General features: G+C 43.3%; 12 protein-coding genes and 1 tRNA gene. 3 read left to right on the plus strand and 10 right to left on the minus strand.

Annotated elements, in window-relative coordinates; translation table 11 throughout:
* Positions 1–265 precede the first annotated feature (265 nt).
* The 10 genes from C8N29_RS12865 to C8N29_RS12910 form a co-directional block, all read right to left on the minus strand.
* Positions 266–355 (minus strand) — tRNA-Ser (locus C8N29_RS12865).
* Between the two features lie 107 nt (positions 356–462).
* Positions 463–1,485 carry an AgmX/PglI C-terminal domain-containing protein gene (locus tag C8N29_RS12870; protein ID WP_107866476.1) on the minus strand — a complete coding sequence of 341 codons (1,023 nt, stop codon included), beginning with the start codon at positions 1,483–1,485 and terminating at the stop codon, positions 463–465.
* Positions 1,485–1,988: an ExbD/TolR family protein gene (locus C8N29_RS12875; protein ID WP_107866477.1), complete on the minus strand. Its 504-nt coding sequence runs from the start codon at positions 1,986–1,988 to the stop codon at positions 1,485–1,487. Before C8N29_RS12875 ends, C8N29_RS12870 begins: the two co-directional genes overlap by 1 nt.
* Positions 1,985–2,497, minus strand: a complete 513-nt coding sequence (locus C8N29_RS12880; protein WP_107866478.1) for an ExbD/TolR family protein — start codon at positions 2,495–2,497, stop codon at positions 1,985–1,987. Before C8N29_RS12880 ends, C8N29_RS12875 begins: the two co-directional genes overlap by 4 nt.
* A 40-nt stretch (positions 2,498–2,537) precedes the next feature.
* Positions 2,538–3,170 carry a MotA/TolQ/ExbB proton channel family protein gene (locus C8N29_RS12885; RefSeq protein ID WP_204509356.1) on the minus strand — a complete coding sequence of 211 codons (633 nt, stop codon included), beginning with the start codon at positions 3,168–3,170 and terminating at the stop codon, positions 2,538–2,540.
* 33 nt (positions 3,171–3,203) lie between these two features.
* Positions 3,204–3,530, minus strand: coding sequence for a hypothetical protein (locus C8N29_RS12890; RefSeq protein ID WP_107866480.1), 327 nt, complete (start codon positions 3,528–3,530; stop codon positions 3,204–3,206).
* Positions 3,527–4,723: a tetratricopeptide repeat protein gene (locus C8N29_RS12895; RefSeq protein ID WP_107866481.1), complete on the minus strand. Its 1,197-nt coding sequence runs from the start codon at positions 4,721–4,723 to the stop codon at positions 3,527–3,529. Before C8N29_RS12895 ends, C8N29_RS12890 begins: the two co-directional genes overlap by 4 nt.
* A 10-nt stretch (positions 4,724–4,733) precedes the next feature.
* Positions 4,734–7,805, minus strand: a complete 3,072-nt coding sequence (locus C8N29_RS12900) for a tetratricopeptide repeat protein (protein WP_107866482.1) — start codon at positions 7,803–7,805, stop codon at positions 4,734–4,736.
* Complete coding sequence (locus C8N29_RS12905; RefSeq protein ID WP_107866483.1) at positions 7,802–9,727, minus strand: tetratricopeptide repeat protein; 1,926 nt, start codon at positions 9,725–9,727, stop codon at positions 7,802–7,804. The genes C8N29_RS12900 and C8N29_RS12905 overlap by 4 nt, the downstream gene beginning before the upstream one ends.
* Positions 9,728–9,757: 30 nt before the next feature.
* Positions 9,758–10,288, minus strand: a complete 531-nt coding sequence (locus C8N29_RS12910) for a hypothetical protein (RefSeq protein ID WP_107866484.1) — start codon at positions 10,286–10,288, stop codon at positions 9,758–9,760.
* A gap of 328 nt (positions 10,289–10,616) precedes the next feature.
* Between C8N29_RS12910 and C8N29_RS12915 the strand changes: the two genes are divergently transcribed.
* The 3 genes from C8N29_RS12915 to C8N29_RS12925 all read left to right on the plus strand — a co-directional run bounded on the left by C8N29_RS12915 (position 10,617) and on the right by C8N29_RS12925 (position 14,221).
* Positions 10,617–11,768, plus strand: coding sequence for a 4-phosphoerythronate dehydrogenase (locus tag C8N29_RS12915; RefSeq protein ID WP_239987169.1), 1,152 nt, complete (start codon positions 10,617–10,619; stop codon positions 11,766–11,768).
* A 229-nt stretch (positions 11,769–11,997) separates the two neighbouring features.
* Entirely contained in the window at positions 11,998–13,428 is a 1,431-nt protein-coding gene (locus C8N29_RS12920) for a high affinity choline transporter 1 (protein ID WP_107866485.1), read from the plus strand.
* A 214-nt stretch (positions 13,429–13,642) separates the two neighbouring features.
* Positions 13,643–14,221 (plus strand): hypothetical protein, encoded by a 579-nt coding sequence (locus C8N29_RS12925; RefSeq protein ID WP_107866486.1) that lies wholly within the window; start codon positions 13,643–13,645, stop codon positions 14,219–14,221.
* Positions 14,222–14,386: the final 165 nt, after the last annotated feature.

A 14,386-nucleotide genomic window follows, 5' to 3' on the forward strand; every position in this document is an offset into this window, starting at 1 on the left:
TGATAGTGGTAATAAAGAAAGTGTGACATATCAGTTTTCTGATATGTCATGTGATTCAAAAACTAGAGCTTGCTGTCACATAGTACAAATAGGTTTTAGTTTAGCTAAAACACATGACGGTTAGTCTCTGTAATGGAGTAAGGTCTTAATATTATATTTGTACCTAATACCTATACAGAGATTTGCTCTAAGGTAGCTGTTTTACCTTAATACCATAGAACAGTATTAAGGGTGTGTGATGATGTTCGACATCATCACAAAAATATGGCGGAGGTGGTGAGATTCGAACTCACGGACGGGGTAAACCGTCGCCGGTTTTCAAGACCGGTGCCTTAAACCGCTCGGCCACGCCTCCGGATTCAGGGCGGCAAGGATACTCTAAAAAAGCGAAATTGTCACTAAAGGACAATACTTTCCGATAAAAAAAGGCGCGAAATTCGCGCCTTTAGTCACAAACTTGATTTAGTTGGGATAGAAATTGACAGGATATTGTCCTTTCCAAACCTCAACATTGTCCTCGCCAAAGTTAAAACCTTTGACCATTGCAACAATTTTATTTTCTAAATCAGGGTTGTTAAGGTCACTAGAAGCGACTTCACAGTTAGTCACTTTACCACTGGGGTCAATGGTGAGTTTTAACTTAATAGTCCCTTCCATGCTGGGGTCATCTTTTAAGGCACGTTGATAGGCCTGATTGAGGCGACCGCCATTTTGGTCAAATACACGACGAATATTTTCGGTCGTCCGTTTACCAATACCCCCTTCGCCACGTGTTTTGCTCCCGTCACCACCACCGCCAGTATTAGCGCCATCACCACCCGCAATGAGGCCACCTTTCATATCTTTGGTGCCTTTATTGCCTAGGTTATAGTTACCCGTACCGCCTTTGCCTCCCGCTGTGCCTCCGCCATAACCAGAGCTAGCAGCGCCCGTGTAGGCTCCTACTGCGCCTGAGCCTGCACCTGCTTTTGCTGTAATCATATTACGGCTTGTGCCAACGGGCGCACCGCTATCTTTTTGCAATGCACCGCCAATATTGGGTTTGGAGGTGGCAACAACGTCCATATCACGTAAGTCGGCTAAATCATCGGCAACAGATGAGAGGGCTTCTTGCGCTTTTTGGCGTGCTGCTTTTACCTGACTTTCAGTTGGTTTGGCTTTGGCTACTGGTTCTTCTTTAATTTCTACTGGTTTGGGTTTGTCCTGTGGTTTGGGTTTGTCTTCTGCAACGTCTTTTTTAGACTCTTTCTTCTCAATCGGTTTAGGAGGAGGAGGGGGAAGCTCTATTTTACGTTCAACAATACGTGCAATCCGTTCTGGGACAACGGCTTCATTACGCGGTATGGGCGGAACTTTAATCCACGGAATCACGACAAAACAAATAATAGAAATGGCTAATGCAATATAGTTAATGCGTTTGGCGCGTTTGGAATCATTTGGGAGTTCGTCCCAAGGTAAAAAACTTTTAATCAGTAATGCTGACATTATTTTTTACCTCCACGCACGACAGCAAAGGATATCTTTGCGTAGTCACTGTCGCTACACGTCGCCATGACTTTACGAATCACACTGTAGGGCGTGTTTTGGTCGCCTAAAATAGTGATTTCGCGTTCAGGAACGCCTTGTTCATTCAGTGGTGGCGTCGTTTTTGAGGCGCGATACTTTAACTCGGTCGACAACGCTGGAATGATATCATTTTTTAATGCCATCACTGCGGCGACTGAACTCACCTGCATATCTTGAACCAAAATATCTTTATTGGTAATCATAACCACTAAATTTTCTTTAGGGTCTTTTTCGGCAATCGACTGCGGTAACTTTAAGTCTTTAGTATCTGGCAATTTGGCAGGATTGCTGGAGTTAACAAGCAAGAAGAACACCAAAATGGTAAAGATATCCATCAGTGAGGTTAAACTTAAAGTCGCTTGACCCCCTTTAAGACGACGTTGTAAACGCTCATGACGTTTTACATGAGGGCTTTTATTCATTGAGCACCTCCCATTGTGTCGGGTGGGGCATCACCAATACTGACATCAGGAAAAAGTGCATAACGTGCAAGTTTGCCTGTTTCGGTACTGACCACAATGCGCACCGCATCCATTGTATGAATCAATTTATCGTAGGGGGTATCTTGCTCAAGCAATATACTCGCTTCAGTGACGAGCGGGTACTGAGTCTTTACTGTGCGTAAATAATCGTTGAGTGCTTGATAGTCTAATTCCCCTTTGTCGTTAGTGGGTATGGTTTTTAGCGGGCCAGTTTGACGGTCGGCAACTAAAAACTTGTTTTTATACACCACGACTTCCAAAACCAAGGGTTTCTTTTGCTCAGCAGCCGCACCAGCACCACCACTAGGCATAGATACCTGTAGCACAGCGACTTGTGTAAACACTGCATTTAGTAACAAGAATGGAATTAAAATCACCATTAAATTCATAAATGAGGTGATATCTAATTCGGGATTCGTGTCACGAGCTTTTTTAAGGCGTGACCGCATAATCAACTCCTCTTCTATAGCAACGCATTAAATCCAAGTCTTAAGCGTTGTTACGAATTTGACGTAAAATATTGAGGAGTTTAACGGAAGCCATTTCTAAACTTTCAACGACTTCACCTGTGCGGCTTTGTAAAAAGGCATAGGCTAACAATAATGGAATCGCAACCACCAAACCAAACGCAGTCGTGTTCATGGCAACCGAAATTGAGCTAGATAATAAGTCACCTTTTTGTGCGGGGTCAGCATTAGCAACAGCGGCGAACGCAATAATCAAACCTTGTACCGTACCTAACAAACCTAATAAGGTAGAAATGTTAGCAAAGGTGGCAATAAATGGCGTACGTGCCTCTAGGCGTGGTAAAACTTCCATTAAGGCTTCTTCCATCGCGGTTTCAACATCTTCCACACGACGGGCGGTTTCGTTGCGTTCTAAACCATAAGCTAAAATACGACCAATTTCAGAGTCATTATCTTTTACAGCTTTTAAAGCTTTTTGCGTATCACCTTTTTGAATGACGGGAAAAATTTCATCCCAAAGTGCTTTGTTAGTATTTTTGACACGATTTAAGAAAATAAAGCGTTCGATAGTGATACCAACACCGACAAAAAGAATTAAAAGAATGGGGTACATAAAGAACCCACCGTCTTGAATAAAACGAACGACTGACATCATGATGGTGATACTCCTGTTATTTAAAATAAAAAATCAAGGTGTTTTAATGGTTGATAATTCTTGTAGTGCGCGAGCAAAATTCACTTCGCGAGAAACTACATCCCTGTCGATAGGCTCTAAGGTCTCTTGTAAAACAGAGGCTGTGATAGGATTTTTGGGCAGATAGTTTTCTTTATCTTTCCATGGCACTAAGTTGAGCTCTAATGGCGCATCTTGGCTACCAATCACATCTGTCCCAAATTTAATATCCACATCGCTGCTGCTTGCTTTAGCAGGCTTTTTAGTGGTGGCCGCTTTATCGGCAGCAACACTGATGCTTGAGATGACTAAACAGCTACAGAGTAATACGGATTTCATCATGGCTGCGCTCCTGCGGCCGCTGAGTTTTCAGCATTGACCGTTGTTGTTTGTTCTACTGGCGTAGATTGTACGGCTTCTTGCGAAACAGTGGCAGTGTTTGGCTTCACGTTCTGGGTGTTTTTTGCCTGTTTTTTGCCCTTTTTGTTGCTTTTGGTATTTGTAGCCGTTGTATTAACAGGCATCACAACAGGCGTGCTTGAGTTGTCTGCTTGATTTGGACTGGCTGTGGTGTTATCGGTGTTTGTGGTCTCAGGATTGGCTGTTGGACTCTTATCCGTTTGACTATCAACAGCCTTCGTGCTTGTGTTATCAGGCGTCACAGTTTCTTTAGCAGGGGCTACGTCATTATTCGGACTGGGTGCAGATTCACTGGCAGGTGTTGCTTCTGGTGTTGGTGTTTCCTCAACAATGACTTCTTCTACTTTAGCCTTAACTGGAGGTTTATACACGCCTGTTCGCTTTTGTAAATCTACAATCCATTTGGCTACGGTTGCATCGGGTTTGGTTTGTAGTGCTTGATAGGCTTCATAATGTTGTAAGGCAAAGGGGAGGTCTTGCAAATACAAATCCGCCAATACACCTAAATTAAAGTGCGCTTTTGCATACTTAGGACTGATGGTTAAGGCCTGTTCATAGGCTTTGCGAGATTCTACAAATTGACCTTGTTGACGTAAAACAAAACCCTGTAAGTTATAGATGTAGGGATTTTTACTATTAATACCCTGTGCTTTTTTGAGTAGCAAATCGGCTTCTTTAAAGTTTTGCTGTTGAATACGAATGAGGACTTGGTTAAGTACAGGGCCTACAAACTGGGGAGCTTTGGCTTGTACTTCTTCAAATTTGTTATAGGCGTCGTCCCATTGTTGCGCCTTGAGTAAGGTCAGTGCCTGTTGATAGTCTGCTAATACAGGCGCAGCCAGTTTCTTTTGTTCATCAGAAACGGGTGGAAGCTCTGGTTCTTGAGAGGTATCGACGGCCGCTTTAGTGACTTCTTTAACGTCGTCTTTTTTGACAATACCTTGAGCTGCGCGCTCTTTGGCGAGTTTTTCTAAATCAGGTTCGGTACTTTCGCTTACGGCTGTTGTGGTGGCTGTTGTAGGCTCTTCAACAACGGCTTTTTTGGGAGAAGAGGCGCAGGCAGCTAATAAGCTGCCCATTAAAATCGTCAATCCGAGTTGTTTGGTGTTGAGCATAACTGATTCCTCAATAAATCTCGTCGATACTGCTTTCTACTAGCTCAGTCTTTTTATAACGACCAGGCGATAATTCGGCGAGTGCAGCAAAGCTTTTTTGGACATAGCTGTCATAGACTTGCTCTTTAACCAAATTGGCATTCACGGTATAAATGCCTATTGCTTTGTCTGCTAAGGGTTCTGCTTGCTCCTCAAGTAAAATACCATATTGCTCTAATTCGAGTTCACTCAAACCTTTAGGACGTTCACTCGCTAATAGGTCTGCCGAGAGTTTTTGATAGATTTGTGCCTGTTGATAGTTGGCTGCTGTGGTAAATTCAGCAACGCCAATCAGGGCAACTTTGTTATAGGCACCTAATGCCGCTTGCATGGCCTTTTTCTTGGCCGCCAAACTCACTTTTAAGGGCTGTTTGAGAGTAATCGCTGCAAAACTATCATATAAAGGTTGACTCATTTTGAAGTGAGCCATCGCGCCAAAATAACGAACACGTGGGCTGGCTTTGTCTGCGAGTTTATCGTAGGTTTGTGCCAAGCTCTTTAAGCTATTTTGTGCTTCGGTGTTGAGGTTATTTTTGCTGTAATACGTGTATAAGCGGAAAGTTGCTTCGGCACGTTGGTCAACGGGATTATTGGTATCCGCAATATATTGTTGATACACCTTGATGGCTGCTTCGGGTTGTTTAATTTTTTCATAGGTTTCAGCAGCTAACCACAGTGCCTCACGTGCGGCGGCAGGATTTTTCTTGAGGTCGCGTGCAGCAATGACTTGATACTGTTGGGCTGCGTTGGATAAGTCATCCGTTTTTTCATAGGCGACTGCCAGCTTTTCTGGAATATCTTGGCTCAATGGGTTGTCAGGGTATTTATCGCGAAAAGCAATTAAGACGGGAATAGCTTCTTTATATTTTTCGCCATTTAACAAGACAGTGGCAGCATCAAAGTCAGAGCTTGCACGTAGTTTGGGGTCTGCGGCTGCTTGTGCGGCTTTTAAGAAGGCCTGTGCGGCTTGTTCGGGATTTTTGTCGTCGCGGAATTTTTCGGCTTGACGATAATACGTCGTTGCTAAACGGTCTTGATAGCTGGCTTTTTGCTTGCTGTCGGCGATATTAAATGCCAATACTTGTTGATACGATTTATCGGCTTCTTCCCAATTCCCTTTATCGAAATACGCATTCGCAATAATCGCGGTTGCATCTAAACGTAGTTTTTCGTCAACAGGGGGATTCATGGCCAATAAAGTTTGTGAAGTGCGTACTGCACCATCAAAGTCTTTGAAATTCAAATAAAGATTGGTCAGACCTTGTAATAATAAGGCGGCATTTTTATCTTGAGGTTGACTAGCAGCAAATTTGAAAATATTCGCTTCTAGGTCAGCACTCAGTTGTTTTGCACTGTCATCATAACTGGTGTAGTTATCAACAATATACTGAATAACGCCTTGCATTACGACGGCTGTGTTAGGGTCTTGTGGGAACTTTTCTGCAAATTTGTAAGTGCTCGCTGCCCGTTTAGGGAAAATATCTTTGCGTGCGGCAAGGTCGTTGGCCAACGATTTATCCCAGTCTTGATAACTCAGGAGGGCAAAATACGCCGATTCTGCGCCTTTGGGATTGTTGTATTCGTAAGCGGTCTTTTCAAATTCGACAATCGCACTTTTATAGTCTTTTGCAGAATATAACACTTCGGCGAGCAATTGATTAACCACAATGGCATCTTCTTCTTTGGGGTTTAGGCTCAAATGCGCACGATACCATGTTGCTGCTTTTTGATAATCTGTCGGTAGATTGTTGATTTGTGCTAGGGCATGATAATGTTTAGCAAGGTCTACAATATGACCTTCTAAGGTAGGCCTTAGTTTAGTACGGGTGGCCTCATCGGCTTGTTGCCAGAATGCGCTATTTGCATCATAGTGTTTAACAAAATCTTCTTTGGCAGTCACCACTAAAGAAGGAAAGCCGCCTAATTCATAGACATTAATGACCGCTGTACTTAAGTCAGGCGCAGTGGGGTCAAAGGGATGACGATTTATAAAAGAGTTATACGTATCGGCTGCTTCTTTGTACAGTTTTTTGCCAATATAGGCTTTGGCTAAGTTGTTGTAAATAATAGATTCATAGAACTTTTCACCGACTTTATCAAAATACACATCGGCAGATTTAGCCCCTTCTAATTGAATAAAAGATAAGCTAATCACTTCTAGAGCATCATCTAGCGCTTCTTGTTCTTGTTTGCTTTTTTTAGGTTTTATCCAAATTTTTTCAGCAAAACCAAAGAATTCAGGTAAAGCAGATTCGTAATCGGAGGCACGATAAAATGACCAACCCCGTTTGTATAAGGATTGGTCATAGAAATCTGTTTTTTTGTCGCTGAGGACTTTACCGTAATAGTCAGCGGCTTCTAAAAATCGACGATTGGCAAAGGCATCTTCTGCCAAACGGAAACGTACTTCTGTCAAATGGGGGGAGCTTGGATATTTCTCCGCAATCATTTTTAAGGCGGCAACTGACTCTTCTTTTTTGGTGAGTAAGTCATAGTTTTTAGCAAGCTCATAGTAAATTTCAGCACGTGATTCCGACGCAGGCATACGCTCAAGTAAATCTTGGTAAAAATCTACATTTTTCTCGAGCATTTCTTGTTCGGCTTTATCGGCTGCACTGCCAGAGCCTGTTTTCAGTCGGCGAGCAACCTTTAGATAGGCCGTGGCTGTGCCAGGGTCTTTAGCTTTTTTGGCATCTGCGACGAGTTGATTGTATAGCGCCTCGTTGAGTTTTTCGTTAATTTGTACTTCTAAACCGTCAGAGTTGGGAGCAACTTCGGTCACACCTGTCAGCGGATTTGTGCGTGGCTGTAGTTTGTTTAAGCGTTCAGCAGGGTCGGCAAAATTAGCCGCAGGCTCAGGGTCTTTGAGAATAGGCACTTTGACACTGTCTAAGCTCGCCAAGGTTGGTTTGAATTTGGGTATGGCGGCAGGTGGTGGCACTACAACAACAGGTTTAGTAGGCGCAGGGGTACTACACGCAGTTAAAAAAGCGATTGCGAGTGCTAAGGGACTTAGCCGATAAAAAGAAGTCTTAACAATCATAATTTTTCACTAGCTTTGGGGGTTGGCGCTGTATCAGCAGGCGCTAATTTGCTTTCAGTACGCTCCATCCCTAAATAAGTTTCGGCAATATAAGCGGTTAACCGTTGACGGCGTTCGTCAATCAAATTCTTGGCCAATGAGCGTAAATAGTTTTGGTACATGAGTTTGGCATCTGCTACCTCACCTTGTAATTTTTCGGCTTTGGCTTTGAGACTAGGAAACTTTTGACTGTTATTTCGTTGAACCACCGCTTTATTATCGGCTAACAAGGTTTCAACGGTAGCCAAGCGAGCCTTAGTCTCGCGCAGTTGATTGGTGGAGTCTTGCAGTTTTTCATAAATCTCATCGCGTGATGCCGCATGACGAGCAACTTCAAACAGGGTTAAATCTTTTAAGCGGTTCAAACGTGTGAGCAGTTCTTGACTTTGTTTTTCATCTAGCCCCAGTTTACTCACTTTACGAATCAGTTTATTGATTTGTTGGAGGCGGGCGGTTTCGGCTTGGGTCGCTGCTTCAGAGTAAGCGTCTGCATTTGTGCCTAGACGCTTCGCTCTGATTTGAATGGCTTGCCATTTTTTGACTAAACCCACATATTTGTCGCGTAAAACTTTGAGCTGTGCTTCTTTGGCCGCAAGTTCGGGACGACGACTTTCCAGTGTCTGAGCCACTTCTTGTAGGGCAGTAATATCGCGCAGGCGCTCTTCTATTAAAGTTTGTAAACGTCCTAATTGCTGATATTGTCTAAAACCCTCGTTAAAGGCAGGGGAGGCAAATAATTTACTAAATAAGCCTGCCGTAATCGCATTGTTCGTGGCGGGAATTGTCTTTAAGTTTAAGGGGTCGGCATCGATGGTATTCATGCGTTGAGGGGCTAAGACATCAGGCCAATTGGCTTCGTCAACGCGTAAGGCGGAGCGCTCTAGTTGAGCTAATTGCTCACGTAGCGTTAATGCGCCAATACGATAACTGGCAATAGCTTGTGTACGAGCACCCAAATCTTCATAAACGCGCGCGGCCAGCAAAAAAGCCTCTTGTACCGCAGGGTCGGCAGGATTGCGACTTTGTAACTCTAGCGCGGCGGGTAAAGTTTGCTCTAAGTCTTTATTCAAATAATACGAATAAGCCAAACTTAGTAAAGCAGAATTACTGTAAGGACCTTCTAAGCGTACACGCAATAAAGATTCGCGTGCCAGTGCGTATTTTTTATCTTGTAAGTATTTATAGGCAATAGCTAATGCCGCTTTATCTTTGAGGTTTAGGTTTTCGTCATCTGTGCCCGCTAAACGAATGACTTCGTTCAAATGAAAAATACCGACCTCAGGTTTGTTATTTTGAATATAAGCAATGCCTAAGTTGTACAAACCGTAACTGGCGGTAATCCCGTCACTACGCATGTCGGTGAGTAGATTAATCGCTTCTGGGTAGCTTTTTTTACGAATCAGAATATTGGCCAGCATCAAACGGCGTTCTGACTCTTGGTAAGAAGTTAAATTGCTCGGTGGTTTACGCAAATAGTTTTCGGATGGGGCATCATTCCCCATTTTATAGAGTAATTTTGCATAACGCAGCCAAGGGGCATTACGTGTGCTAGACGGAATATCTTGTGCTTGAACGCGTGATAAAGCGGCATCTCCTTCGCGTGGCAAACCAAACTCCGTGTATAAGTCACCCAATAAAATTTCTGTCGTTGGGTCATCGGCACTAAATAGTCCTTTCTCTTTATCTTCAATGACTTTATTGAGCGCAGAAAAATGACGCCCTAAATGATAGTCATAGTAGATTTGGCCAAATTCTGGCTCGCGTGTATCCGTCGAGACGTCTAAACGTTTTTTGAGGTCTACTGCGTGCGCATGTTGACTTGTAATGGCAACCGCAATGGCGATGGAGGCATATCGCCATGTTTTTTCCGCTATCCGCTTCATAATGTTATTCTGTCCTGATGACGAAACTGATTAGTTTTTACTTTCCCATTCACGGAAGTTAAAAACGGCAGGTTGCGCATTCGATACGTCATCACCCGCTTTGATTTCAACAATCTTACGTAAGCTATTTTTGCTAAAGGTATAATTGACCGTGCGTTGAAAGTCTTTGCCGTTGGCGTCGTAGGCAGTAATAACCGCTTGAATATTGTGTGAGCCGCTGTTGACATTACCCATATAGAGTCGCTGTAGGCCACCTTTGCTCAAGGCCACGGTTTCTTGTTCAGAATAAGCATGATAACTCACGATTTGGTCATCAATACTCAGCTTGACATCGACTAGACGCAGTTTACTGCCTGCATTGACTCCGACAAGAATGGTTGTGCTGGAGCTAGGGAACAACAATTCATTCTCTAATTGAGACACATCGCGGTTTAAGGTCAATACGTCGGACTTTAGGTCTTGTAAGTCTGATGGCAAACTGTTTTCGCCAGCCGCAAAGCTGGTAGAGCTAACAGCAGCAGTGAGACAAGCTACGAGTAAAAAAGAATATCCCTTGTTCATGATAATAATCAGTCGCTATGGTTAAAGAAATTAGCTTGGGTATCATAAGACGAAGACGCTACCGAAATCAAAGTCTGATCGTGCGAAGTCTTAAGAAAAATAACATTAAACCCTATTTTTGCTGTCTAGTTAGCAGAATTTTAACGCGCTAATGTTTATTGCTCCGTAAATTGTGCTTAGCAAATATCGTTATTTGTATAGGCTATGTCGCAATCAATGTCCTTAAAAAATAGACGAGAGCCAATGAATTAGCGTTAAAATGCGTGGCCACCGCAGTCTGGGCATATTAGCGTCTCTATGCCTGCTGTGCCTATTATTTTAGAGTTATATGACAATTATGCGTATTATTGCCGATGAAAACATGGCCTTAGTGCACCATTTTTTTGGCCATTTAGGTCAATTAGAGTGCGTATCAGGACGCCATTTACACCCTGAGCAGGTACGTGATGCGGATATTTTGTTGGTGCGGTCGGTGACAACAGTCAATAAAGCCTTATTAGACCAGAGTCGTGTACGTTTTGTGGGGAGTGCAACCATTGGTGCAGACCATTTGGATATGCAGTGGCTGAACGAGCAAGGCATCACGGTGAGTACGGCGCCTGGTTGTAACGCACGTAGTGTTGTCGATTATGTGTTGACGGCACTGATTCATTTGGCAAATCAGTATCAATTTGACCTTACTCAACGTGTATTGGGTATTGTTGGCTTAGGTAATGTGGGTTATTTGTTGGCTAAAACGGCGCAACAGATGGGGTTGCGTGTACTAGGGTGTGACCCGTTGGTAACGCGTACTGATATTGAGCAGTTACCACTAAACGAACTACTGGAACAAGCGGATATTGTCTCGTTACATACCCCTTTAACCAAGACGGGAACGTATCCTACCTATCATTTATTGAATGCCCAGAATCTACAAAACTTAAAAAAGCAGAGTATTTTAATCAATACAGGCCGAGGAGCGGCGATTGATAACCGTGCATTGTTGGATTTTTTGACGCATCGGCCAAACTATTTACAAGCCGTTGTATTGGACGTTTGGGAACATGAGCCTTTACCTAATGCCGACCTCATGCCATTGACGACGATTGCGACACCACACATAGCAGGCTATAGCTTAGAAGGAAAATGGCAAGGTACGGCATTTATTTATCAAGCCTTATGTCAATTTTTACAGCGTGAACCGCAATACAGACTGGCTGATTTTTTGCCACCCAATCGTCAGTTACAGTCCATCCAAGAAACGGGTCAATTATGGCCTGATTTACATCAGGTATTGGCACAAGTCTACCCTATAGTAAATGACGATACAGCCTTACGCCAAACCTTAGGTTTAATAGATAGCGAGCGAGCATTAGCCTTTGACCAACTGCGTAAACACTATTGGCAGCGTCGAGACTTAACGGCGTATGACGCAAGTCACACCTTGTATTCGTCCAAACTACAGACGATGTTAGTGGCGATGGGTCTGAAAACGGCCTGAACTTTGCTTATAAAATCCGAGATTGTCCGATAAAAAACAGCGACTTTTTGCGATGAAGCTCTTAAAATCCGCGCTGCTCAAATGGACATGTTGTCTCTGCGGATAGGGATGACTGCATCGTCTGAAACGCCAAACGGCAACAAACCCTAAACGATGATGGCCTAAGCGTGCTCCTTTTAAGTGAGCCATTAGTACCAATACTGTGATTGTTGAAGGAGTACAAATAGTTATGCTCAATCTCTTTGTTGGATTGTATTTACTGTTATCTATAGCGATTGGTTTGTATGCCGCCAGACGCGTACATAGTAGTCAAGATTATGTGGTTGCTGGCCGCAGCTTGCCTTTACACATTACAACAGCCACCGTGTTTGCGACATGGTTTGGCTCAGAAACTGTGTTAGGTACGTCATCAACCTTTATCACCGATGGTTTAGGCGGTATTGTGTCTGACCCCTTTGGCGCATCTTTATGCTTAATTTTTGTGGGTCTATTTTTTGCCCGTCATTTATACCGAAAAAACTTGATTACGATTGGCGATTTTTTTAAGCAAAAATATGGTCGTGGTGTTGAGTTGGCGACGTCTATTGCCATTATGTTGTCTTATTTAGGTTGGGTCTCGGCGCAAATGATTGCCCTTGGTTTGGTCTTTAATGTCTTATCACAAGGCGCTATCAGCAATGATGTTGGTATTGTGATGGGAGCAGCGATTGTCATGGTTTATACCATTTATGGGGGGATGTGGTCGGTAGCAATGACCGATTTTGTGCAAATGATTGTCATTGTCTTGGGCATGTTATTTGTTGGGGTCGTGGTCACAGGCAAAATTGAAGGCGGCACAATGGCAGTGATTGAGCATGCCTCGAATGCAGGTAAATTTGAGTTTTGGCCAGAGCCGACCATGGCGGGTATTTTGGCATTTATTGGTGCCTTTGTGACCTTGGCTCTAGGTTCTATTCCGCAGCAAGATGTGTTTCAACGGGTTATGTCCGCAAAAGATGAAAAGACAGCCGTTCGTGGTGCGGTATTAGGTGGTAGTTTGTATTTTATTTTTGCCTTTGTACCTATCTTTTTGGCGTATTCCGCTTTTTTAATTGATGAAAAAATGGTGACTAATTTATTGGAAACCGATAGTCAATTAGTCTTGCCTACGCTCATTATGGAGCATACGCCTGTGATTGCCCAAGTGATGTTTTTTGGTGCGTTGTTGTCAGCGATTATGAGTACGGCTTCAGGTACTTTATTAGCGCCATCAACTATCTTTACAGAAAATATTCTACGTCCCTTCTTAGGGAATATCTCTGACCAACGCTTCTTACATATCATCCGTACGGTTGTGTTAGTCTTTGGCGTATTTGTCACCTTGTTTGCCTTAAATTCAAATTCTTCCATTTTTGAAATGGTCGAAAATGCGTATAAAGTCACGTTGGTGGCCGCTTTTGTGCCCTTAGCAGCAGGTGTCTATTGGTCTAAAGCCAATACGCAAGGTGCGGTATTCTCTATGGTGGCAGGGGTCTGTGTTTGGATATTCCTAGAAGCAACTGCGCCCGAAGGTTTGTGGCCACCTCAGTTGGCAGGCTTAGTTGCAGCGATAATAGGGATGCTGCTCGGCTCTTTATTACCTAGTTTTATTCCCTCACCCAAAGACCTTAAGCAACAATAAAAAACAGAGTAAGTGCTGCTTATTAGCAGTACTTCGCTTTATGATAGTCTTGTCGGGCGAATAGCCAAGTCACGTGAAACACGCTACTATTCGGCCTTAAACAGATGATTAATATTGATGTAGATACATCAGACGAATAATGATGATAACACTGGCCAGCTAGCCACTTTGTCAAACTAATAACTATATGATTTTGCTATCGAGGATATTTACCATGTCTCGTCATTTTGCTGCGTTGGCTATATTGCCCCTGATGTTTTCGGCGTGGGTTGTTACGGCAGACGAATTGCCTGTTGCCTCAGCAGAAGATGAAACAAACGAGACGAAACCTCTGACCATAAAAGAAAAGTTTGACCATACACTGAAACAACTTAAACCCGTCTCTACTTACGCAGGTATTGGTTTATTTAACGATATGCTCCATGCCAATGTTGAAACAGTGACTGATTTAGGCAATTTTTATGTGCGTGTAGGGTCGTTTATTGAGGCAGATACAGGTGAAGTAGCCGCGAATGTTGGCTGGCGACACCCCATTACCAATGGGCGTGATGAGTCAGGCTATTTTTTAGGTGCATTTATTGGACATGTCATTGCCAGTTCGTACAATAGAGACGACTATTTACGTTTAGGGATGGGGTTTGACTTGAGTTACCAATGGGTCAATGAACATACTCGTAAAACCATCAGTGTAGGTTTGGGGTCGGGATTTGATGACCGAGTTGACCCCAATGCAACAGAGGTAGCTGCCCCTAAAGTGTTTATGAGTTTTAGTACAGCACTGAAAGTATTTTAATCTAAGCCTTCACCATATTGGGATGTCAGCTGAGCTTGTTGACCCTTTAATACAATGACGGCAACAAGCTAGATTCCCAAGATAAACGTGATTCAGTGGCGCGGTGTTGATTGAGTGCAGTCAAAATCAACCATTAGTAGATATGTTGATTACGCTCGCTAAGCA

The organism is Agitococcus lubricus, from assembly GCF_003051055.1.
Classification (GTDB): Bacteria; Pseudomonadota; Gammaproteobacteria; order Pseudomonadales; family Moraxellaceae; genus Agitococcus; species Agitococcus lubricus.

Bases quoted from the DNA above. Each gene is read 5' to 3' on its own strand.
- C8N29_RS12870 (WP_107866476.1), bottom strand. From the start codon at position 1,485: ATGTCAGCATTACTGATTAAAAGTTTTTTACCTTGGGACGAACTCCCA.
- C8N29_RS12875 (WP_107866477.1), bottom strand. From the start codon at position 1,988: ATGAATAAAAGCCCTCATGTAAAACGTCATGAGCGTTTACAACGTCGT.
- C8N29_RS12880 (WP_107866478.1), bottom strand. From the start codon at position 2,497: ATGCGGTCACGCCTTAAAAAAGCTCGTGACACGAATCCCGAATTAGAT.
- C8N29_RS12885 (WP_204509356.1), bottom strand. From the start codon at position 3,170: ATGATGTCAGTCGTTCGTTTTATTCAAGACGGTGGGTTCTTTATGTAC.
- C8N29_RS12890 (WP_107866480.1), bottom strand. From the start codon at position 3,530: ATGATGAAATCCGTATTACTCTGTAGCTGTTTAGTCATCTCAAGCATC.
- C8N29_RS12895 (WP_107866481.1), bottom strand. From the start codon at position 4,723: ATGCTCAACACCAAACAACTCGGATTGACGATTTTAATGGGCAGCTTA.
- C8N29_RS12900 (WP_107866482.1), bottom strand. From the start codon at position 7,805: ATGATTGTTAAGACTTCTTTTTATCGGCTAAGTCCCTTAGCACTCGCA.
- C8N29_RS12905 (WP_107866483.1), bottom strand. From the start codon at position 9,727: ATGAAGCGGATAGCGGAAAAAACATGGCGATATGCCTCCATCGCCATT.
- C8N29_RS12910 (WP_107866484.1), bottom strand. From the start codon at position 10,288: ATGAACAAGGGATATTCTTTTTTACTCGTAGCTTGTCTCACTGCTGCT.
- C8N29_RS12915 (WP_239987169.1), top strand. From the start codon at position 10,617: ATGACAATTATGCGTATTATTGCCGATGAAAACATGGCCTTAGTGCAC.
- C8N29_RS12920 (WP_107866485.1), top strand. From the start codon at position 11,998: ATGCTCAATCTCTTTGTTGGATTGTATTTACTGTTATCTATAGCGATT.
- C8N29_RS12925 (WP_107866486.1), top strand. From the start codon at position 13,643: ATGTCTCGTCATTTTGCTGCGTTGGCTATATTGCCCCTGATGTTTTCG.